Origin of the sequence: Deinococcus humi, assembly GCF_014201875.1 — a bacterium.
Classification (GTDB): Bacteria; Deinococcota; Deinococci; order Deinococcales; family Deinococcaceae; genus Deinococcus; species Deinococcus humi.
In genome coordinates this window covers 72,952-93,038 of the sequence record NZ_JACHFL010000006.1, presented here as the reverse complement: position 1 = coordinate 93,038, position 20,087 = coordinate 72,952, and the positions used below count along the sequence as shown (strand labels likewise).

At 68.7% G+C, this 20,087-nt stretch carries 17 protein-coding genes and 1 pseudogene; 15 read left to right on the top strand and 3 right to left on the bottom strand.

Annotated features, from left to right (window positions below; genetic code table 11):
- The first annotated feature begins 129 nt into the window (after positions 1-129).
- Together fdhF and HNQ08_RS12980 are read left to right on the top strand one after the other, a co-directional pair.
- Positions 130-3,114: a formate dehydrogenase subunit alpha gene (fdhF, locus tag HNQ08_RS12985; RefSeq protein WP_184133193.1), complete on the top strand. Its 2,985-nt coding sequence runs from the start codon at positions 130-132 to the stop codon at positions 3,112-3,114.
- A 75-nt stretch (positions 3,115-3,189) separates the two neighbouring features.
- Positions 3,190-3,684 carry a helical membrane plugin domain-containing protein gene (locus HNQ08_RS12980; protein WP_184132709.1) on the top strand — a complete coding sequence of 165 codons (495 nt, stop codon included), beginning with the start codon at positions 3,190-3,192 and terminating at the stop codon, positions 3,682-3,684.
- A 344-nt stretch (positions 3,685-4,028) separates the two neighbouring features.
- Here HNQ08_RS12980 and HNQ08_RS12970 read toward each other — a convergent pair whose 3' ends face one another.
- The gene (locus tag HNQ08_RS12970; protein ID WP_184132703.1) at positions 4,029-4,877 is read right to left on the bottom strand and encodes an aldo/keto reductase; all 849 of its coding nucleotides are present in this window, start codon (positions 4,875-4,877) and stop codon (positions 4,029-4,031) included.
- A gap of 85 nt (positions 4,878-4,962) precedes the next feature.
- Here HNQ08_RS12970 and HNQ08_RS12965 point away from each other — a divergent pair, with 85 nt between their 5' ends.
- Positions 4,963-5,241, top strand: a complete 279-nt coding sequence (locus tag HNQ08_RS12965) for a hypothetical protein (protein ID WP_221284180.1) — start codon at positions 4,963-4,965, stop codon at positions 5,239-5,241.
- Between the two features lie 24 nt (positions 5,242-5,265).
- Here the strand turns inward: HNQ08_RS12965 and HNQ08_RS12960 are convergent, their stop codons facing one another.
- On the bottom strand, positions 5,266-6,402 hold the full coding sequence (locus HNQ08_RS12960; protein WP_221284179.1) for an MFS transporter: 1,137 nt from the start codon (positions 6,400-6,402) through the stop codon (positions 5,266-5,268).
- Between the two features lie 437 nt (positions 6,403-6,839).
- On the opposite strand from HNQ08_RS12960, the gene HNQ08_RS12955 reads away from it, so the two are divergent.
- Positions 6,840-8,885 (top strand): cation:proton antiporter, encoded by a 2,046-nt coding sequence (locus tag HNQ08_RS12955; protein ID WP_184132700.1) that lies wholly within the window; start codon positions 6,840-6,842, stop codon positions 8,883-8,885.
- Positions 8,886-8,960: 75 nt separating this feature from the next.
- Here the strand turns inward: HNQ08_RS12955 and HNQ08_RS12950 are convergent.
- Positions 8,961-9,215, bottom strand: a pseudogene (locus HNQ08_RS12950) (IS6 family transposase); the annotation flags it as partial.
- Between the two features lie 706 nt (positions 9,216-9,921).
- Here HNQ08_RS12950 and HNQ08_RS12945 point away from each other — a divergent pair.
- Genes HNQ08_RS12945 through HNQ08_RS12895 form a run of 11 tightly spaced genes read left to right on the top strand, consistent with a single transcriptional unit; the run spans position 9,922 to position 20,027 of the window.
- Positions 9,922-10,599, top strand: a complete 678-nt coding sequence (locus HNQ08_RS12945) for a peptidase associated/transthyretin-like domain-containing protein (RefSeq protein ID WP_184132698.1) — start codon at positions 9,922-9,924, stop codon at positions 10,597-10,599.
- A gap of 48 nt (positions 10,600-10,647) precedes the next feature.
- The gene (locus HNQ08_RS12940) at positions 10,648-11,865 is read left to right on the top strand and encodes a phage tail sheath family protein (protein ID WP_184132695.1); all 1,218 of its coding nucleotides are present in this window, start codon (positions 10,648-10,650) and stop codon (positions 11,863-11,865) included.
- A gap of 2 nt (positions 11,866-11,867) precedes the next feature.
- Positions 11,868-12,299, top strand: coding sequence for a phage tail protein (locus tag HNQ08_RS12935; protein WP_184132693.1), 432 nt, complete (start codon positions 11,868-11,870; stop codon positions 12,297-12,299).
- Positions 12,296-13,087 (top strand): hypothetical protein, encoded by a 792-nt coding sequence (locus HNQ08_RS12930; RefSeq protein WP_184132690.1) that lies wholly within the window; start codon positions 12,296-12,298, stop codon positions 13,085-13,087. Before HNQ08_RS12935 ends, HNQ08_RS12930 begins: the two co-directional genes overlap by 4 nt.
- Entirely contained in the window at positions 13,084-13,854 is a 771-nt protein-coding gene (locus HNQ08_RS12925; protein ID WP_184132687.1) for a CIS tube protein, read from the top strand. The genes HNQ08_RS12930 and HNQ08_RS12925 overlap by 4 nt, the downstream gene beginning before the upstream one ends.
- Positions 13,851-15,290 carry a phage baseplate assembly protein V gene (locus HNQ08_RS12920; RefSeq protein WP_184132684.1) on the top strand — a complete coding sequence of 480 codons (1,440 nt, stop codon included), beginning with the start codon at positions 13,851-13,853 and terminating at the stop codon, positions 15,288-15,290. The genes HNQ08_RS12925 and HNQ08_RS12920 overlap by 4 nt, the downstream gene beginning before the upstream one ends.
- Positions 15,287-15,631 carry a hypothetical protein gene (locus HNQ08_RS12915; RefSeq protein ID WP_221284178.1) on the top strand — a complete coding sequence of 115 codons (345 nt, stop codon included), beginning with the start codon at positions 15,287-15,289 and terminating at the stop codon, positions 15,629-15,631. Before HNQ08_RS12920 ends, HNQ08_RS12915 begins: the two co-directional genes overlap by 4 nt.
- The gene (locus tag HNQ08_RS12910; protein ID WP_184132679.1) at positions 15,628-16,062 is read left to right on the top strand and encodes a GPW/gp25 family protein; all 435 of its coding nucleotides are present in this window, start codon (positions 15,628-15,630) and stop codon (positions 16,060-16,062) included. The genes HNQ08_RS12915 and HNQ08_RS12910 overlap by 4 nt, the downstream gene beginning before the upstream one ends.
- Positions 16,062-18,593, top strand: coding sequence for a baseplate J/gp47 family protein (locus HNQ08_RS12905; protein ID WP_184132676.1), 2,532 nt, complete (start codon positions 16,062-16,064; stop codon positions 18,591-18,593). The genes HNQ08_RS12910 and HNQ08_RS12905 overlap by 1 nt, the downstream gene beginning before the upstream one ends.
- Complete coding sequence (locus tag HNQ08_RS12900) at positions 18,574-19,116, top strand: phage tail protein (RefSeq protein WP_184132674.1); 543 nt, start codon at positions 18,574-18,576, stop codon at positions 19,114-19,116. Before HNQ08_RS12905 ends, HNQ08_RS12900 begins: the two co-directional genes overlap by 20 nt.
- Positions 19,113-20,027, top strand: coding sequence for a hypothetical protein (locus HNQ08_RS12895; RefSeq protein ID WP_184132671.1), 915 nt, complete (start codon positions 19,113-19,115; stop codon positions 20,025-20,027). The genes HNQ08_RS12900 and HNQ08_RS12895 overlap by 4 nt, the downstream gene beginning before the upstream one ends.
- Positions 20,028-20,087 lie beyond the last annotated feature (60 nt).

Sequence of the window (20,087 nt, the reverse complement as noted above, 5' to 3'; positions counted from 1 at the left end):
GGTTCGTTTCCGAGGTGTTTTATGAAACCCGATCCTGATTCTGCTCCTCAATACGTGCCCGCAAGAGCCCATCCGAAAAATCTCAGCCCGCTGACCCACACGCAAGGCAACCAGGCCAGCACCGCGGCGATGGACACCCAGGTGATGCTCAACGGCGTCACGGTACCGGCGCGTACGGGAGAATGGCTGGTCGAGGTCATCAACCGTCAGGGTCTAGAGCTGCCCCAGGTCTGCTACCATCCGCAACTCGGCCCGGTGCAGACCTGCGATACCTGCTTGGTGGATGTTGGCGGGGAACTTGTGCGCTCCTGCGCCACCCGCGTCACGCCGGCCCTGGCGGTGCGGACCGAAACCTCGGCGGCCAGTCAGGCACGCCTCGCTGCCTTCGACAAGATTCTGGGCAACCACCTGCTGTACTGCACCGTATGTGACAACAACAACGGCAACTGCGAAGTTCACAACACCACCGGTCTGCTGAACATTCAGCACCAGGTCGTGCCGTACCACCCCAAACCGTTCCTGGTTGACAACTCCAATCCTTTCTACCGCTATGATCCGGACCAGTGCATCCTGTGTGGCCGCTGCGTGGAGGCCTGCCAGAATTTGCAAGTCAACGAGACCTTGACCATCAACTGGGAAGACGCCCACCCGAGGGTCCTGTGGGACGGCGGCAAGCCGATCAACGAATCGAGCTGCGTCTCGTGCGGTCACTGCGTCAGCGTCTGCCCGTGCAATGCCTTGATGGAAACGTCGATGCTGGGCGAGGCCGGTCTGGCCACCGGTCTCCCCCAGCCGGTCTTTCAGCAAGCGGTCGATCTGGTCAAAGCCGCCGAGCCGAGCATCGGGTACCGCCCGATTTTGCAGCTCAGCGAGACCGAAGAGGCGATGCGCGAGGGCAAGAACAAGCGCACCAAAACCGTCTGCACCTACTGCGGGGTGGGCTGCAGCTTCGAAGTCTGGACCGATAAGCGGCACATTCTGAAAATCGAGCCGACGCACGGCCCGGCCAACGGCGTCAGCACCTGCGTCAAGGGCAAGTTCAGCTGGGATTACGTCAACAGCAAGGAGCGCCTGACCACCCCGCTGATCCGGGGCGAAGGCGGTTTTCGCGAAGCGACCTGGGACGAGGCGCTGGCCCTGATCGCCCGGCGCTTCAGCGAGATCCGGCAGGAGAGCGGCCCCGACGCGCTGGCCTTCATCGCGTCGTCCAAGACGACCAACGAGGAAGGCTTTCTGATGCAGAAGCTGGCCCGCGCGGTGATCGGCACCAACAACATGGACAATTGCTCGCGCTACTGCCAGAGTCCAGCCACCATGGGCCTGTGGCGTACGGTCGGGTACGGCGGCGACAGCGGCTCGATCAGCGACATCGAATCGGCCGGTCTGGTCATCGGGATCGGCACCAACACCGCCGAGTCTCACCCCGTCCTGGCGACCCGCGTCAAGCGCTCGCACAAGTTACGCGGTCAGCGCCTGATCGTGGCTGACCTGCGCGAGCACGAGATGGCCCAGCGTGCCGACCTTTTCGTCAAGCCCCGCCCCGGCACCGACTTTGTGTGGCTGAACGCGGTCAGCCGCTACATCCTCGATCAGGGTCTGGAACAGCAGGCATTTATCGAACGGTGGGTCAACGATTTTGACGCCTTCCGCAATACCCTGCAGGCCTACACGCTGGAGTACGCCGAAGGCGTGACCGGCATTTCCCAGGAGCAGCTCAAACAGATCGCACAGGAGATCGTCGCCGCCGACGGCACTTGCATTCTCTGGGCCATGGGCGTCACCCAGCAGATGGGGGGTAGCGAGACCAGCACCGCCATCAGTAACCTGCTGCTGCTGACCGGGAACTACATGCGTCCCAGCGCCGGCTCCTACCCACTACGCGGCCACAACAACGTGCAGGGCGCCAGCGACATGGGCGCTATGCCCGACCGGGTCACTGGCTACCAGCGGGTGACCGATCCGGAAGTGCGCGCCAAGTACCAGGCCGCCTGGGGTGTGCCGCTCCCGACCAACAAGGGGCTCGACAACCACCAAATGGTCGAGGCGATTCACGCTGGGAGCTTACGGGGGATGTATATCAAAGGCGAGGAGATGAGCATCGTCGACTCCAACGCCAACCACGTTGACGCGGCGCTCGAGAAGCTCGACTTCTTCGTGGTACAGGACGTGTTCTTCAGCCACACCGCCAGCTTCGCCGACGTGGTGCTGCCGGCCAGCCCCAGCCTCGAGAAAGACGGAACTTTCACCAACACCGAGCGGCGCGTCCAGCGGCTTTATCAGGTGTTCGAGCCGCTGGGCCAGAGCCGGCCCGACTGGCAGATCATTCAGGGCGTCGCCAACGCACTCGGCGCCGGGTGGAACTACACCCACCCCTCGCAGATCATGGACGAGATCGCCAGCCTGACGCCGCTGTACGCGGGCGTCACATACGAGCGCCTGGAAGGGTTCAAATCGTTGCAGTGGCCGGTTCATCCCGACGGCAGCGACAGCCCGCTGCTCTTTGTGAATGGCTTTCCATTTCCCGACGGCAAGGCGCGATTCTATCCGGCGCAGTGGGTGCCGCCGGTGGAGCCCCCGGACCTGGAGTACGATCTGCATTTCAACAACGGCCGGATGCTGGAGCACTTCCATGAGGGCAACATGACCTTCAAGTCTCCAGGGACCACGCAGAAGGTTCCCGGCACCTTCCTGGAAGTCTCGCCGGAACTCGCCCAGGAGCGCGGACTGCAAAATGGCAGCGTGGTGCGGCTCGTCTCGCGGCACGGCGCGATCCGCCTTTCGGTGCTCGTCACCAACCGGGTGTTTGGGCGTCAGCTGTACATGCCGATGAACACCCAGGATGCGGCCCAGGCGGTCAACCGACTGACCGGCAGCCACGCCGACCTGAGCACCCATACGCCCGCTTACAAGGACACCGCCGTGCGCATGGAAGTGCTGAGCCTTGACGGAACGACGCCCCTGCCGCGCACCAACCACCGCTACGGCCACCCGACCCCCCAGCGGGGTGTAGAGGTCGAGCGCAAGTGGCAGCGCGCGGACTACACCTTCCCCGGCGACCTGCCGGACCTGCCGCAGATCGCCAGCGAGATGCTGGAGAACGCGGGGGCCGACTGATCCTGCCGGCACCCGTGGGTGCCCTTCATTCACGTCCCCGACCCGATCCGAGATCGACCCATTGAGAGGAGTGCCATGGCCAAACCGCTGACTTATGAACCCAGGCTCCCGACCGCAGCCGAACGTCTGGAAGAAGGAGCGGCCCGGCACACCGACGCGCTGCTCGAAGCGCTGGAACTGCTGGAGGTGCTGCGTGAGCACGGCCTCACCGAGGGCCTGACCAACGTGGTGCGCGGCGGCAGCGCCCTGACCGGGCACGCCCTGACGGCCCTCAACGAACCTGGAGCGGTGCGCAGCATTCGCAGCTTGCTGGAACTGCTGCGGGCGTTCGGCGGTGTCGAGCCGGTCGCATTACAGACAGTACTCGGAGCGGTGAGTGACGGCGTTCAGGAGGGTGCCCGCCGGGTACGCGAAAAAGAACGGGTCAGTACCCTGGAACTGCTTGGCCTGCTTCGGGACGACGACGTGAATCTAGCGCTCAGTGCGCTCGTCGGCACATTGCGCGGTGTTGGGCGTGGGCTCCGGGAGCGTCAAGAGTCTGGAACAACCCCGGAGGTCAAGCACCTCTAGGGTTGGGTGAGGTGTGGCGGAGTTGCTGCTGGACGGGCGATACACCTGCCTGAACTTGAGCGCCTTCCACCTCGAGCGGCTGAGTGAAGGTCTACGCCTCGACGATGTGCAGCCCAGCGAGCAGCGTGAGCATGCTGCAGGTATCTGCGGCAGCGAGGCAAAATTGGCCTGCCCGACCTGCTGAGCCAGGCGTAGCCAGAAGTACACGAGTGACGCACCGCTTCAGAACCCTGACCATCCAGCGTCGCCTGCCCCAGCAGTCTCCTGAGACCCTCCACGCTGGTCCTCCTACAGCTGCTCGTTAGAGAGGGCTCAGGACGACGCTGGCTCTTGTAAAAATCTGGTCACAGCATCTCCAGTGCCTGAGCCTGACGAGGTGGTGGAAAAGCCTGGTCAAGCGCCACCAGATCGTCCTCAGTCAACTTCAAGTCCAGGGCAGCGTGGTTCTCGCGAACGTGGGAAACCTGCGCCGCCTTTGGGATGGCGATCACGCCGGGCTGGCGGAGAACCCAGGCCAGGGCAACCTGAAGCTCACTGACACCGTGACGGACCGCAACCATCCGCAGCGCCGCATTGCCGGCGAGGCGACCCTGCTCGACGGGGGAGTAAGCCATGATCGGTAGGCCCCGCTGCTGCGATTGCGGCAGCAGGTCAAACTCGATTCCCCGGCGTGTGAGGTTGTACAGCACCTGATTGGTGGCGACCTGGTCACCCCCTGGCACCCTGGCCAGCTCAAGCAGGTCGTCGGGATCGAAGTTGCTCACGCCCCAAGCCCGAATGTCACCTGAGTGGCGTAGTGATTCCAGAGCTTCCACAGTCTCGGCCAGCGGCACACGTCCGCGCCAGTGCAGCAGATACAGGTCGAGGGAATCCGTTCCCAGTCGGCGCAGGCTGGCGTGACAGGCCTCAACTGTACCCTGACGCGAGGCATGACTCGGCAGCACTTTGCTCACCAACAGCACCTCGTCGCGGCGACCTCGGATCGCTTCACCGACCAAGTGCTCCGAATTCCCGTTGCCGTACATCTCGGCGGTGTCGATCAGGGTCAGACCCAGGTCGAGGCCGGTCTGAAGCGCACGCAATTCCTCGCCCCTACGGGCAGGATCATCACCCATGTTCCAGGTGCCTTGACCCAGCACGGGGACGCAGAGGCCGCCTGGCAGGAGAAGGGTGGGAAGGTGAGATATGGTCATAGAAACAGTCTGTCAAGGTCAGGGACCACTCAGGTCTGAAATAGATAAAGTGAATGGTGAAGCCTGGTGCGGGAGAGGACGTGCCTTGTTCGTGACTTATGGGCCGCCCATCACCGCCTTCGTGATCGGCCCCGTCGCGCACTTCGTCTTCATCCCCTTCATGACGACGGGCGCAGGAGTGGATCTGATCGGCGGCTGGTTTGGCACCGGCCCCGACCGCGGTCTCGCGCTGCTGTTCACCGTGGCCGGGCTGGTCGGTCTGGGCGTCACCCTGCTCGCCATGCGGTCGCGGTCGTACCGCCTGCTGTCCCGCCACACGGCATCCCCGTCGTCGGACTGCGAGGTGGCCCCGGTCTCAGCCTGAGCCCGGCCAGACCCACACGGCCCCTCAGGTCGTCGCCGTGTCGGCCTCAACTCCCCCCTGGAACCAGCGGACCCACATTGAGAGGGCCAGCGTGCAGCAGGCGAGCGTCACCAACGTGACGGGGATGGCCGAGACGCCGAAGCTGTTCACCACGGCGCCCATCAGGGGTTGCACCATCACCGCACCGAGGGAGCCCCCGGCCAGAGCGATGGGGAGCCGCCGGGGCGTGAGGTGCTGCCCGTACCAGGCCACGGTCGTGGGAAAGATCGGACCCAGGACGAAGCCCAACAGGACGTAGGCGAGCACCTGGAGGCCCGGCAGGGCCGCGAGTCCGGTCGCCAGGACCGCCACGAGAGCCGCTCCCGGAACCAGGATCTGGGGTGGGAAGCGCCCGGCCAGTGGGGCCCCGGCGAAACGGCCCAGCATGAAGGCCAGCCAGAAGCCGCTGGCCAGCGCGGCGGCGGTCCTCGCGCCCAGCCCCGGGGCGAGGTGGGTGGTCATCCAGCTTCCCGCCCCGACCTCGGTCATCACGTACAGGACGAGCAGCACCGTGAACAGGGTGATGCCGCGCTTCGCCCGGACCGCCGTGTCCCGGGGAGGTGAGGCCGGCGTGACCCTGGGAAGCTGGCGGGCACAGGCGAGGACGACGAAGGCCAGCCCGCCGACCACGATGAACGGCCAGCGGACGGCGCCACCGGGAAGCAGCGCGACCAGGAGCGGCCCGAGGACGCACCCCAGCCCGAACATGGCGTTGACGGCATTGAGGATGGGCGCGGAACGGTCGGGCAGGCTGGCCAGCGAGATGTTGATGCCGCTGGTGACCCCTCCCGCCCCGGCCCCGGCAATGAGGGCGAACAGCAGGGCAAGGCTCCAGCTGGGGGCGAGGCCGATCCCGCTGGCCCCCAGCGCGAGGAGGAGCGGCGCGATCATCAGGACGCGCCGCGTGCCCAGACGCCCGATCAGCCACGTCGCGCTTAGGACGGCGAGGGTGGACCCGAGAAAATTGGCGCTGGCGATCAGGCCGACCTCCGCCTGGGAGAGGTCGAAGTGCTTGAGGAGCTGGGGATACGACGGGCCGTACGAGGAGATGTAGATGCCCTGGAGGGCCAGAGCCACGGCACCGACGATGTGAAGCGGAATTTCTCGGCGGGGGGCTGACATGCGGCCCCCACCCTACGCCCCGCCACGGGTCGAACGGCGAGGTCGTCCAGCCGGGGCGTGGGCGGGAAGTTGCCGTCAACTTGTGGTCAAGCTGGCAGACGGCACCGAGCGAACTTGAAGTTCGCCCAGTAGCCTCGGGTCGGGCACCGGGACCACTCCTGCTGGGAGTGGCCCCCAGTTGTGGCCAATGTGATGGCGGCGGCATCTACAGATGCCGCCGCCATTTTTCTCGGCTCCGCACTGCTCCAACCCTCAAGACGTACGTGTTAAGTGGCCTGCTGGCACCAGGAATGACCCGAAGGAACCTCTACAGGCCTGCCTGTCGCAACTCCCGACCACCGCCCCCTCGAACAGCAGGTCCGGGCCTCCTCCCTCCGTTACGCGCGAAGCAACCCGCCCTGCCTGGCGCGGAGTCCGGGGGCGTGCCACACTACCCCATGTCACGTCTGCTTCCCGTGCTGCCCGCCCTCGTGCTGGGGGCCGGGACGGCCCTCGCGGCGGAAGCTGGGCCCGTCCATACCGGACCCCCCGAGTTTCTCCTGAACCTCACCCTGCTGCTGCTGGTCTCGGCCCTGGCCGCCTACCTGTCCTTCCGAGCACGGCTGGTCCCCATCATCGGCTTCCTGCTCGCGGGTGTGCTGGCCGGGCCGGGCGCGCTGGGCCTCATCCGCGACCCCGAGTTAATCTCCGCAGCGAGCGAAATCGGCGTCATGCTGCTGCTCTTTACCATTGGGATCGAGTTCAGCCTGGAACGGCTCGCGCGGATCGCCCGGCTGATCTTCCTGGGGGGCGGCCTTCAGACCGGCCTCACGGTCGCCGCCGTCGCGGGGGCCCTGCTCGCCTTCGGTGTGGGATGGCAGGACGCCGTCTTCACCGGTTGCCTGGTCGCCCTGTCGAGCACGGCCATCGTGATGCGTCTGTTGAGCGAGCGGGGCGAGACGGGCGCGCGCACCGGGCAGGTCGCCCTAGGCATGCTGATCTTCCAGGACCTTGCGGTGGTGCTGATGGTGCTGCTGATTCCCATGCTGGCCGGGCAGGGGGGCGGGCTGGGCGGCATCGCCCTCGCCCTTGCCAAGGCGGGCGGGATCATCGCCTTCGTGCTCATTGCGGCCCGGCGCCTGGTGCCTCCCGTGCTGGAGGTCGTGGCGCGCACCTGCAGCACCGAGATCTTTTTGCTCGCGGTGGTCGCCCTATGTTTCGGCACGGCGAGCCTCACCGCAGTGGCGGGGGTAAGCCTCGCGCTGGGGGCCTTCTTGGCGGGCCTGCTGGTAAGTGAGAGCCGCTACGGGATGCAGGCGTTGGGTGAGATTCTGCCCCTTCAGGTGCTGTTCAGCGCGGCCTTTTTCCTATCGGTAGGGCTGCAACTGGACCCCGGCTTCCTGCTCGCGAACCTGCCCGCCGTACTGGGGGCGGTGCTCCTGATCGCTGCGCTCAAGGCGGCCGTGACTACCCTGAGTGTTCGACTGCTGGGCGAGCGGCCCCGGGTGGCCCTGCCGGTGGCACTCCTGACTGCGCAGGTGGGCGAGTTCTCGTTCGTGCTGGCGGCGGCGGGCACGGCCCAGGGCCTGAGCTTCGCGGGGTTGGGCGCACAGGGGACGCAAGTCTTCATCGCCGCGACCGTGCTCCTGATGGTGCTGACCCCCGCGCTGGCTGCCCTGGCCGCGCCGTTGGTGGGGCGGCTGCCACAGGCTCCCTCGCCCGACCTTCAGGTGGGGGAGCCGTCCGGGGAAAGTCATGAGGCCACGCTGCCCGTCTCGGAACGGGTGGTGTTCGCCGGGTATGGGGCGCATGCCCGCCTCGCCGCCCGGGCCCTCTCTCGTGCCGGAGTGCCGTACAGCGTCATCACCCGCAGCCCGGACGGGGCGAGCGAACTCTCGGGTCGTGGGGCCCCCGTCCTGATCGCTGACTACACCCGCGCGGGGCTGCTGCGGGACCTGGGACTCGCCTCGGCCCGCGCCCTGGTGATCGCGGACGACGACGCGGAGATGACGGCCCGGGCGGTGAGCGTGGCCCGGACGGTGGCGCCGGAACTTCCCATCATCACGCGGGCCGAGACGCCCGACGACTTGAACCACCTGAGGGCGCTGGGAGCGCGGCACGTCCTCACGCCGCGGAAGGAGGTCGCCGCCGGCATTCTGGACCTGCTCACGCCGCCCGAGTTCAGTCGGGCCGAAATCGCCCGGCACCTCGCCGAGCGTCCTGCTGTGAGCCTCACCCCCGAGCAGCAGGCGCAGTGCGACCACGCCCGCGCAGCGCCCGGGCCAGTCATTCCCGAGGCCGACGTGTGCTTGGAATGCCTCGCGTCGGGCGACACCTGGGTTCACCTGCGCACCTGCATGACCTGCGGACATGTGGGCTGCTGCGACTCCTCGAAAAACCGGCACGCCACCCGGCACGCCCGCACCGAGGCCCACTCGGTCATCCGCAGTGCCGAGCCAGGCGAGACCTGGGCGTACTGCTATGAACATGGCTGGACGCGGTAAGGAACTGGGGCGTTCCCGGGTTCTGGCAACTTCATCGACGAGCAGGACAGTGTTCGCGGAAAAGCCAACTGAACTTCAGGCTGCCCGCTGCACCACTTCATCCCGGACCTGCAGAGCGTCCATCAAGTGGCCTCGTTCGACTGAGGCGGGCACGGTGGTTCGGGTGTGCTGGTGAAGGTTAGAGACTCGGGCGTGCAGGGTAAGGAACTCCTGGGCCCGCCGTCGTCGCTTGAAGCCCAGTTGTGGTCGTTCGTGTTGTCGTGTTGGGTGGTGAGACTGCTCAAGCAGGTTGTTGCACCGTGCAGTTGAGGCAACCTGGGTGTGCTCCGACACAAGCTGTGCCTTGCGCGTGCCTTACGGGCGCAGGCATCAGGGGAAACCATCGGGAACCAAACGCCTCTTGGCAAAGGCCGCAAAATGCGACAAGGACGGGGCTGGGGCAGCAACGAGCATCATTGTGTTGACTGGAGCTTCCACCTACGGATCAGAAGGCCAGGGGTTCGAATCCCTTCGGGCACACCAGCAAAACCTCGTCTACGACGAGGTTTCTTTTTTTGCTATCTAGGCGACCAGCGTGTGTGCAGTAACACAGGGAGCGGCGCTGAGGGCACATTCCGCGATCTCCGGTCGAGGTGATGGCACAGGACGAACGCGTCGTACTCACCGAGGCTCGGCAGGCCAGCGGCAAGACTGCAAGGCGCAGCGGTGCCCAACCGGATAATTCAAGATCCTCCGGCGTTTCCGAAAGGGGGGTTATGGCATCACGAGTCCGGCAGCCGACCTGCCGACGATCATGGTCTGATCCCGCATGATTCCTTACAATGCAGGAACTTCGACCTGCGGACGGTCAATGGGCCTCTCCTGGCGAAGCACGTTGTGGTGACGGGGCCACCTCCAAGCCCCTGTCCTGGAGACTCTGCATGAGCCCAGATGATCCGCCTAGCTCTCGAACGCGCCTAAGGCCCCGGCAGGGTGCTGGAGCAGTGCGCGTGACGCCGTGGTTCCCGTCGGCCAGCTGGCCGAGTCGGAGGAAGACATGTTCGATGGTGTGAGTCAGCGTCTGACCACCTGGGCCACCATGCAGGGAGCCGGTGCGGTCGTGTTCGCTGGTGACGCCGCGCAGGACGGCACGCTGGCCGTGCGGTTGAGCCTGCTGGCGATCCTGCCATACCCGCCACCACGCACCCTGACCCGCGCGCCGCTGCGCTTCCGACTGCGTTACCTGGTGACCTGCATGTCCGCCACGCCGGAGGCGCACATGCTGTTGGGGCGGCTGCTGGTCAGTGCCATGCAGGACCCGGACGTCCAGGTCGAGCTGGGCGACATCGCACCGGAGTGGTGGTCAGCCCTGGGCTGGGCGCCTCAGCCGGCCTTCTGGCTGATCGTGCCAGTCAGCGTGCCGCTGGAGCAGCCGACTGCCCCATTGGCGCGCGAACACGTGCTCAGCGTGCAGACCTCCGGGCAGATCTGGCGGCGCGGCACGGTCACCAATACGCAGGGCGAACCCGTGGCTGGTGCGCGCGTACAGCTGGAGGGCGCGCCCGAACCGCTGTACACGAATCTGGCCGGGCATTTTGAGCTGTCGGCCCGGCCAGAAGACACCCTGCACGTCACCGCCGTGATCGGTGGGCGGACACAGGAGGTGCTTGCCCGGCCACCGGGTCCAGAGACGCCGTGGCCGGTGCAGGTGCCGCCCCCTGAGGAAACCGCTTGATCCGCCTGCCCTTCCCGTCCGCTGGTGTCCCTGAACAAAGGAGTGTCCATGCCGAATTACCTTGCGCCGGATGTCTATGTCGAGGAAGTGCCAGGTGGCCCACGGCCCATTGAGGCGGTGGGGACGAGCACCGCCGCCTTCATCGGCGTCGCGCCAGATGCCGGAGCGCTGTCGCAGGATATCCGCGCGGTCACGAACTGGTCTGAATTCCGGCGCGTATACGCCGCTGGGGGGCAGGCGGCCACCGATTTGTCGCAGGCTGTATTCGGCTTCTTCCAAAACGGCGGACAGCGCTGCTACGTGGTGAATACTGGCCCGGCGCGCGACCTGGGGTCGGCCCTGAACCTCGTTGCCCAGCGCGACGATGTAGCGATCGTGGCGGCGCCAGGCTTCACCGACGCGGCCAGTTACGACGCCCTGCTGACCCACTGCGAGACGTTGGGCGACCGCGTGGCCATTCTGGACGCCCCACACGACGTGCCTGACGTGATGGCCCTGACCCAGGTGGCCCGCCCATTCCTGGCGGCCCGGGTGGGAGAGGGCGCGACGGCTGGAGAGGACAGCGCGCGGGCCGCGCCCGGTGAGCTGCGCGGGCTGCGGCCCCGGCAGTCCGACGACGGCTACGGCGCGGTGTACTTCCCATGGCTGCGGGTGCGTGATCCGGGCAATCCGGCCGAGCTGATCGACGTCCCGCCGAGTGGCCATATGGCGGGCATCTGGGCACGCACCGACGCCACGCGCGGCGTCCACAAGGCCCCGGCCAACGAGGCGGTACGTGGGGCGCTGGATCTGAGCTACCACCTCACGCGGGCCGAGCAGGAGCAGCTGAACAGCCACGGCGTGAACTGCGTGCGCTTCTTCTCCAATGAGGGCGTGCGGGTGTGGGGGGCGCGCACGGTCGCCGACAGTGCCAGCGAGTTCCGCTATCTGAACGTCCGGCGGCTTTTCAACATGATCAAGGAGTCCATTGCCCTGAGCACGCGCTGGATCGTGTTCGAGCCGAACGACGAGACGCTGTGGAAGTCGATCCGCCGCGACGTCAATGCCTTCCTGCTGCGGCTGTGGCGGGATGGAGCGCTCATGGGCCGCACGCCGCAGGAGGCGTTCTTCGTCAAGTGCGACCGTGAGACCAACCCGCCGGAGGTGATCGACGCCGGGCAGGTGGTCACGCTGATCGGCGTGGCCCCAGTGAAGCCAGCGGAGTTCATCGTGTTCCGCCTCAGCCAGATGGATCAGCGCAGCGACACTGAAGGACGGGGTGAGTGAGCATGCCAGACATTCAGGATCCTTACCGAAGCTACAACTTCAAGATCGTCATCCAGGGTGTGGTCGAGGGTCATTTCACGCAGTGCAGCGGCCTGGGCGTGCGCGTGGGCGTGATCCGCTACCGTGAAGGTGGGAACGGCCAGGTGGCGCGCGCCCTGCCGGGCCGCGTGGAGTACGCGGATGTGGAACTGAAGTATGGTCTCACGAAGTCCCGCGAGCTGTGGGACTGGTTGATGGCTGCCGTGCAGGGCGAGGTCGTGCGCAAGAATGTCTCGATCCTGATGCTCGACGCGCAAGGCACGCAAGAGGTCATGCGCTGGAACCTCGTGAATGCTTGGCCATCGCAGTGGCGCGGTGCAGTGCTGGACGCCATGAGCCAGGAGGCTGCGCTGGAGCACCTGACGCTGGTCTTCGACACCCTGGAGCGCGCATGAGGGTGCCCCGTCCCCCGAGACCTGTGCGGCGGTGGCTGCGCCGTTGGGCGCTGAAAGCCGTGCGCGCCCTGGAGGCATGGGAGGACGTGCCGGACGGCCCAGCGCCGTCTGATGCGCCTGCGGCCTGGCTGGAGCGTGTCCGCGCCGCGCCGGGGGTGGAGTGGACGCAGGCTGGGGTAGGGAGAACGGCGTCAGGTACAGTGGAGCCGCACCGTCCCCCGACCTTCAGCGCGGCGCGCCCCACCATCCCGGCATCGTCAGCCGGAAATAGTACGGCGCCGCGCCGTCATGAAACGTCGCCCGTCCTGACCTTCTCCGCGCGGCCCCCAAACACGGAAGCTCGGCCAGTCTTCCCGCAGCGTCCACCCCCGCCGCCCGTCGTCCGTACCGAGGTGCGCGAGGTCAGGCCCACTGTTCAGTCCGCATCGTCCCACTGGCCCGAAGCGGCCCCGACTACGGCGCCTCCTCCGTGGCTGTCCGCCGCGCCGGATAGGGCGAGCCCGGTGGCACCCACATGGCCGGACCGATCACAATCGACGCTGGAGCGGCCCCCAGAGCGGCCCCGGACGCCCACCAGCGCGGAACCCACCCTGACTTTCCCCGCGGCGGTCTCCACCTCGTCGGGGTTCGGATGGCCGGCCGCTTGCGACCACTTTTCTGCGGACAACTGGCCTGAACTCCCCATTGCCGCGCCGGACACGCTGGAGCTGTGGCACGCGGCGCAGCGTGAACAGGAACGCTGGCGGGAACTGGAACGCGAACAGGCAGGTGAACGGTGGAACGGGTGAGTTTCCTGATCGAGGCCACGAACGAACGGGTGTCATGCCTGCTGAACCCCGAACTGCTGACTGTGACGCGGCAGGCCGGCGTGGGGTCGGGCCGCTCGGTGGGCGGGCTGCTGGGCGGCCGAGCGCACGGCGACGACCCGCTGCTGGCGTTGGGGGGCGGCGTGACCGAACTGGAGCTGAAACTGCTGTTTGACACCTCCGTGCAGGAACCGCCGCAGCGCGTGACGGACGTGCGCGAACTGACGCGCCCGCTGTGGCAGCTGGCCGAGGAGCAGGGTTCTCCGGGGCGCGCACCCGCCCTGGCCCGCGTGCGCTTCCTGTGGGGCAAGTCGTGGAACGTGCCAGGCGTGATCCTGGCGGTCGGCGAGCGCTTCGAGCAGTTCGCTGCGAGCGGAGCGCCACAGCGCTCGTGGCTGCACCTGCGTCTGCGCCGCGTGCCCGAGCAGGCGCCAGGCGCCACGAGCGCCGATCCGGCGGTCACGCCCATCCACGGTCGCTGGCCGGCCCTGACGCTCGCCGGGGCCGATCAGGCCGCGCCTGCGGACGTCTATACCGTGCAGGGCGACGGGGTGCAGGTGGGCAGCCGCCTGGACACGCTGGCCGCCCAGGTCTACGGTGACCCGGCCGCGTGGCGCGCCATCGCGGCCGTCAACGACCTCGCCAGTCCCTTCGGCCTGGTGGCCGGGCAACTGCTGCACCTGCCCGAGGTGCTGTCCCTCACCGTGTCCGGCGGGCTGGACGCCACGGTTTCCGGGGGCACACCATGACGAGGCCGGCGGCCCTGCGCGTGCGGCTGGGCGGGCAGCCGCTGGAGGTCTGGGACGGCGCGGTGCATGCGCTGCGGGTCGTGCGGCGCCTGTCACTGCCGGCGGTCTGCGAACTGGTGCTGCGCGGGCCGGGCCCGCTGCCCGCGCAGCCCGGCGACCCGTTGGGGGTCGAGGACGCGCACGGCGGGCCGGCGGTGTTCACGGGCGAGGTTTCGGCCGTGGGTGTGGAATTCCTGGCGGGCGGCACGCGGGAGGTGCGCGTGCGCGCCTATGACCCGCTCCAGCGCCTGCGCCGCCGCCAGACCGCTCAGGTGCGCGCCGGCCAGAACCTGCGCTCCCTCGCGGAGGAACTCGCTGCCGGGCTGGGGCTGGGCGTGCAGCTCGACGTGCCGGCCCTGACCCGGACGTGGAGCGCGCAGGTGCGGCAGTCGGACTTCGACGTGCTGCGGCGCCTCAGTGAACGCAGCGGCCGGGCCTTCCGGGTGCAGGGCGGAACCCTCGACTTCATGGGGCCGGCCGGGGACGGCACCGTGACCACGCTGCGGCTGGGCCAGAACCTGCTGGAGGTGCACGTGCAACGGGGCGCCGATCCCGCCGACGACGCCGTGGAGGTGCGCGGTTGGAACGCCCTGACCGTCCAGGCTGTGCAGGGCCGCGCCGGGGCCGGTGGAGGTGCGCGCCAGATCGTGGGCGTGCCGGCCGAGAATGACGAGGAGGCGCAGTGGCTGGCCCAGGCCGAACTGGACTGGCGTGCGGGTGCCGCACACACCTGCCGGGGCGTGAGTGCGGGCGACCCGCGCCTGATGCCGGGCAGCGGCGTACGCCTGGAGAATCTGGGCGACGGCCTGGACGATGACTTCGTCCTGACCGAGGTCACGCACCGCGTCGAGGCGGGACTGGGCTTCGTCACCGAGTTCAGCAGCGCGCCCCCGCCGTCGCCCGCCCCGCCAGTGCCGGGCGCGACCCTGGGCGTGGTGTCGCAGGTGGACGACCCCGAGACGCTCGGGCGGGTGCGCGTGACGCTGCCCGCCCAGGGCGACCTGGAGAGCGGGTGGCTCCATGTGCTGAGCCTCGCTGCCGGACCAGATCGGGGCTTGATGCTCCTGCCGGACGTGGGCGACACAGTGCTGGTGCTGCTGCCCGCCGGCGACGGCAGTTCCGGGGTGGTGCTGGGCGGCCTGTACGGTGCGGCGGGCATGCCCGACAGCGGCATCGAGGGCGGGTCCACCCGGCGCTACACACTGCGCACGGCGGCCGGGCAGCAGGTCGTGCTGGACGCGGCGGCCGGAGTGCTGCGCCTGGAGGACGGCCAAGGCAGTGCTGTGGAGCTCACGCCGGAGGGCCTGCGGGTGCACGCCTGCAAGCGTCTGGTGCTGGAAGCGCCGGGGCAGGAAGTCCTGATCCGGGGCGAGCGCATCAACTTCGAGAGGGCATGATGAAACTCCTGACCGTCAAGGCAACGCTGGTCTGTGCGCACGAGATCGGCCGGGTGGGTCTGGAAGCGTCGCAGTCACTGGTGTACGTCGAGGGCCAGCCGCTGCTGGTGGACGACGACCCCGAGGGCCGGCCTATCCGCTTGTGTCCGAACTACGGCGTGGGCATCAAGCCCTGCCAGCGCACGCTGAAGGTGAAACAGGGCTACAGTGCGTTGCTGCGCATCAACGGGAAGCGCGTGGCCCTGGACAGCGTGCGCGGCCTGACCGACGGCACGCCACCCGGGGTGGTCGAATATCTGGTTCGGCAGCCCGGCCAGGACCTGCTGGAGGAGCGTTCATGACCGCGCCGGATCAGGGCTGGCACTTTGTGCATCCGGATCTGGACGTCGGCGAGGCGAGCGCGGACGGGCCGGGGCTGCGGCTGGCGCCGGGCGGAGGCGTGCAGATGGCCCGCGGCGCGGCGCTGGTGCGCCAGGCTCTGCTGCTGCTGATCTCCACCCAGCCCGGCGAGCGGGTCATGCGGCCCGGCTACGGCTGCCATCTGCCCCGGCTGATGTTCGCGCCGAACGACGACACGACTGCCGGGCTGGCCATCCATTACGTCCGGCAGGCCATCGAGCGCTGGGAGCCGCGCGCCCAGATCCTGTACCTGGACGCCGGCCGCGATCCCGACGCGGCGCAGGTGCTGCGCGTGACCCTGCGCTACCGCGTGCGCGCGACCCTGCACGAGGACGAACTCCAGCTGCGGCTGAACCTGGCGGGAGGGACGTGATGGCGCTGCCCCCGCCGAACCTGGATGACCGCACCTTCGAGCAGCTGCTTGAGGCGGCCATTGCGCGCGCGCGTCAGAGCGCTCCCGGCTGGACCGACTTCTCGGCCGGCGAGCCGGGCACGGTGCTGCTCGAAGCCTTCGCGTTCCTGACCGACACCATGATCTATCGCCTCAACCGCCTGCCGCAGCGGGCCTACGTGGAGTTCCTGAGGTTGCTGGGCGTGGTGATGCTGCCGCCCTCGGCCGCGCGGGTCACGCTGCGCTTCACCCGCACCGGCACGTCGGACGCGGCGCTCCTCATTCCGGCGGGCACCCGCGTGACCACCGGAGCGTCCACGTCAGGCACTGCGCCGGTGTTCTCCACCCTCCGGGACGCCGAGCTGCCCGCCGGCAGCGAAGGCATCGACGTGCCCGCCATCCACGCCGAGTTCGTCGTCGGCGAGTTGCTGGGCGTCCCGGGCGCGGCGGGCGGCACCTTCTGGGTCGCCCGACCGCCCATCGTCGCGCCGGTCACCGACGTGCCGGGCGCCGACCTGATCGTGGCGGTCGAGGCCCGGGCAGCTGAGGTGCAGCCCAGCACGCCGATTATGACCTGGGAGGGGAAGGTGTACCGGATCGCCCGCGAGGTGCCGTTCTTCAGCGCCGGGGGGGGCGATCCGCAGACCTACCTGGCCGACCGGCTGGCCGGCAGCGTGACCTTCGCGCCCGGCGCGTCGGGAAGCGCGCCACCGATCGAGGCGGGCCGCGAGGTGCGCGCGTGGTACTGGCGAGGCGGCGGCGAGGACGGCAACGTGGCCCCCGGCACCCTGACCGCCGCCTTGGGCACGCTGCCCAGCGTCATGGTCACCAACCCGGCCGCCGCGTCCGGCGGGCAGGCGGCCGAAACGCTGGAGCGCGCCCTGGTGCGCGGTCCCCAGCACGTCCGGCACCAGCACCGCGCGGTGACCGCCTCGGACTACGAGTTCATCGCGCTGTCGCACGCCCGCTCGGTGGCGCGGGCACGGGCCTTCACGCAGCGCGAGCTGTGGGCGCACGGCACGCCCGGCACCGTCGGGCTGGTGCTGGTACCGGAAGTACCGCCCGGCGAGCGCGCCCAGCTCACGCCGGAGAGATTGTTGGGCGCGCAGCAGCCCGAGGTACTGGGGAACATCGGCCGGGCCGTCGAGGTGCGGCGCATCCTGGGCACCGCCTGCGACATGCAGTGGGCGCGTTGCAAGACCGTGCGGGTCAGCGCACGGGTCGTGGCGCGTCGCTATCAGAACCGCGAGCAGATCCGGGCGAGCGTGCTGGAACGGCTGCGCCTGACCATTAACCCGCTGCCCACCGTTCACAGCGAGCACGGCTGGCGCTTCGGGCAGACGCTGCGCGCCTCGGACGTGTACGGCGTGGCGCTGGCCGAGCCGGGCGTGGCGTGGGTGGATCGGGTCGGCCTGTACGTGGACGAGCAGCCCCAAGGTGAGGTGCGCTCGCTGGACCGCGACGCCTTCCAGCCGGGCACGTGGTACGCCGCATGCGGCGAGCGCCTCTTTCGCTCCCTGAATGACGGCGAGGGCTGGGAGGCAGTGCTGACCGTGCCGGGCGAGACGCTGCGGCTGGTGTGCGCACACCCGGCGCAGCCCGGGTTCCTGGCCGCGATCGGCGACACGGCCGCGCAGGGCGTAACCGTCCGGGTGTCCCTCGACTGTGGCGAGAGCTGGCAGCCGCCGCAGACTCTGGACGTGAAGGTGCAGGACGCCGCGTGGGTCACGCGGGCCGGGCAGGCGTCGCTGCTGCTCGCCACCGATACTGGCCTGCTGGACGTATTCGTCGCGCCCGGTCAGGCCCGCGTGACGCCGCTGGCCGTGACGCCCGGCACCCCGAACCTGCCGCTGTACGCTGTGACCGCGTACCATGACCCGCAGGGAGACGTGACGGTCGCAGTCGCGGCGCAGTCGCTGGGTGGGGTGTACCTGTCGGGCGGTGGGGGTAGCAAGTCCTTCCGCTCCATCGGCCTGACCACCCTGGACGTGCGGGTGCTGGCCGTGCAGCGCGACGGCGCCCGCGCCTTCCTGTGGGCGGGCCTGGCGGCGGTGGGCGACGAGGACGGCCCCGGCTGCCGTCGCTGGGAACTGCGCGGCCAGGAGGATCCCCCGGAGGGCTGGGTCACCCACAGGGCCGGCTGGCAGGGTGGCAGCTGCCTCGCGCTGGCCTTCACACCGGACGCCGCCTACGCCGCGTCGCACCACATGGGCGTGGCGCACCTGCCCCTGGCGGCGGGCACGCCGACCTGGGTGACGCCAGCGGTGGACAGCGGCCTGCCGCTAAACGACCAGCGGCGCTTCGAGCGGGTGCGGGCGGTGGCCGCCGCGCCACAGCTCGTCCTGGCCGGAGGGCCATGGGGCCTGCGCGTCAGCCGCGACGCCGGGCAAACCTACCAACCGGTCGTGCAGGAGGGCGGGGCGGACGCCGTCACGCTGCCACCCACGTGGCTGTTCTGCTCCGGTGCGCACGACATCGAGGTGATCAGCGAGGATGAAGCGACCGGACCTTGAACGCCTGCTGCCCGAAGTGATGCAGCGCGCCGCCCAGCCGGGGCAGCCGTTGGCCGCCGCCCTGGACGTCATGGAAGGGCTGATCACGCCAGTCGAGGACACGCTCTCGGGGGTAGACGCGGTGCTGAGCCCCTACCGCGCGCCCGATGCCTTCCTGCCGTGGCTAGCGGGCTGGCTCGACCTGGACGGCCTGCTGCGCCCGGGGCCGCTGGAGAAGCAGTATGCGCCGGGCCTGACCCAGCTGCGGCTGCTCATCGCGCGCACCATGCCGCTGAACTTCATGCGCGGCACCGCGCGCGGTCTGATCGGCGTGCTGGAGGCCGCGACTGGCGTGAGCGGCTTCCACGTGCAGGAGAACGTCACAGCCAGCGGCGGGCCGCGCGCCTTCCACCTGCTGGTGCTGGCCCCGCCGGAATCCGCCGTCTACGCCGAGCTGGTGCAGCAACTGGTCGAGCTGGAAAAACCCGTGGCCCTCACGCACGAGGTCGTGTGGCCAGCCCCCACGCCCGGAGGAACATCATGACGCTCACATGGAGTCTGTTGATGCAGCCCCTGACGGCCGCCCTGATCGCGGCGGCGATGGCCTTCGTCGTGGGCGTGGCCCTCGGGCTGGCGAGGGGGCAGTCCGGCTGGGCACTGCTGCGTGGCCTGGAGGCAGGCGCGCTGCTGCTCGCCGGGGCCTTCCTGGCGCGGCTGTTCATCGCGTACCTGCTGAGCCGCGCCTCTCACCCGGAGCAGGCGGCCTTCGTGATCGGCTGGGCCTTCCTGCTGTGGCCCGGCGTCATCGACACGATTCCCGCCCTGCTGGGCCACCGCTGGCTGACCACGCCGGAGACCGTCCTGGCGCTGAGCACGGTCGTGGGCGGTGGGGTGGGGTTCATGAACGGCCTGTGGGGGATCCACGGCCTAGCGGGGATCCTGACCTTTCCCCTGAACGTCACGTGGGGCCTGGCCGGCAACACCAATGGCCTGCTGCTGCATCTCGTCAACTTCGCGTGGGGTGACCACAGTGACGAGACTCGCCGGGAAGCACACCGCTACGCCTCAGGCTTCCGCATCAAGGGCACATACGCCTTCACCCAGGGCTGTGTGATGAGCAACACCTCGACGTCCCTGTTCGGCCACGAGTTCGTGCATGTCGTGCAGAACCTCGTGGCCGGGCCGTTCTTCGTGCTGTCGTACGTGGCGTGGATGGTGCTGCTGTTCGTGCCGGGCCTGATCGCCGGTGGCTTCAGCAAGAAGGGCAGCATGGCCGACGGCATCGAGGGCTACACCTACGACAGCAACCCCTGGGAGGCCATGGGCTACGCCGTCGGCGGCAGCCACAGCCCGAAAGTCGCCCTGGGCACCGTCTGGACGGTCGTGCTCGGACTGGCGCTGGTCGCCGCCTTCGTGTGGCTGGGCTTGCGGGTCATTCCCTGGGGCTGGCGATGAGGAAGCAGGAGGGGAGGCCCATGACCTGAAGACGCCTCCGAGGCCTGTGTCCACCATTCG

Bases quoted from the DNA above. Each gene is read 5' to 3' on its own strand.
- fdhF (WP_184133193.1), top strand. From the start codon at position 130: ATGGACACCCAGGTGATGCTCAACGGCGTCACGGTACCGGCGCGTACG.
- HNQ08_RS12980 (WP_184132709.1), top strand. From the start codon at position 3,190: ATGGCCAAACCGCTGACTTATGAACCCAGGCTCCCGACCGCAGCCGAA.
- HNQ08_RS12970 (WP_184132703.1), bottom strand. From the start codon at position 4,877: ATGACCATATCTCACCTTCCCACCCTTCTCCTGCCAGGCGGCCTCTGC.
- HNQ08_RS12960 (WP_221284179.1), bottom strand. From the start codon at position 6,402: ATGTCAGCCCCCCGCCGAGAAATTCCGCTTCACATCGTCGGTGCCGTG.
- HNQ08_RS12955 (WP_184132700.1), top strand. From the start codon at position 6,840: ATGTCACGTCTGCTTCCCGTGCTGCCCGCCCTCGTGCTGGGGGCCGGG.
- HNQ08_RS12945 (WP_184132698.1), top strand. From the start codon at position 9,922: ATGTTCGATGGTGTGAGTCAGCGTCTGACCACCTGGGCCACCATGCAG.
- HNQ08_RS12940 (WP_184132695.1), top strand. From the start codon at position 10,648: ATGCCGAATTACCTTGCGCCGGATGTCTATGTCGAGGAAGTGCCAGGT.
- HNQ08_RS12935 (WP_184132693.1), top strand. From the start codon at position 11,868: ATGCCAGACATTCAGGATCCTTACCGAAGCTACAACTTCAAGATCGTC.
- HNQ08_RS12930 (WP_184132690.1), top strand. From the start codon at position 12,296: ATGAGGGTGCCCCGTCCCCCGAGACCTGTGCGGCGGTGGCTGCGCCGT.
- HNQ08_RS12920 (WP_184132684.1), top strand. From the start codon at position 13,851: ATGACGAGGCCGGCGGCCCTGCGCGTGCGGCTGGGCGGGCAGCCGCTG.
- HNQ08_RS12915 (WP_221284178.1), top strand. From the start codon at position 15,287: ATGATGAAACTCCTGACCGTCAAGGCAACGCTGGTCTGTGCGCACGAG.
- HNQ08_RS12910 (WP_184132679.1), top strand. From the start codon at position 15,628: ATGACCGCGCCGGATCAGGGCTGGCACTTTGTGCATCCGGATCTGGAC.
- HNQ08_RS12905 (WP_184132676.1), top strand. From the start codon at position 16,062: ATGGCGCTGCCCCCGCCGAACCTGGATGACCGCACCTTCGAGCAGCTG.
- HNQ08_RS12900 (WP_184132674.1), top strand. From the start codon at position 18,574: ATGAAGCGACCGGACCTTGAACGCCTGCTGCCCGAAGTGATGCAGCGC.
- HNQ08_RS12895 (WP_184132671.1), top strand. From the start codon at position 19,113: ATGACGCTCACATGGAGTCTGTTGATGCAGCCCCTGACGGCCGCCCTG.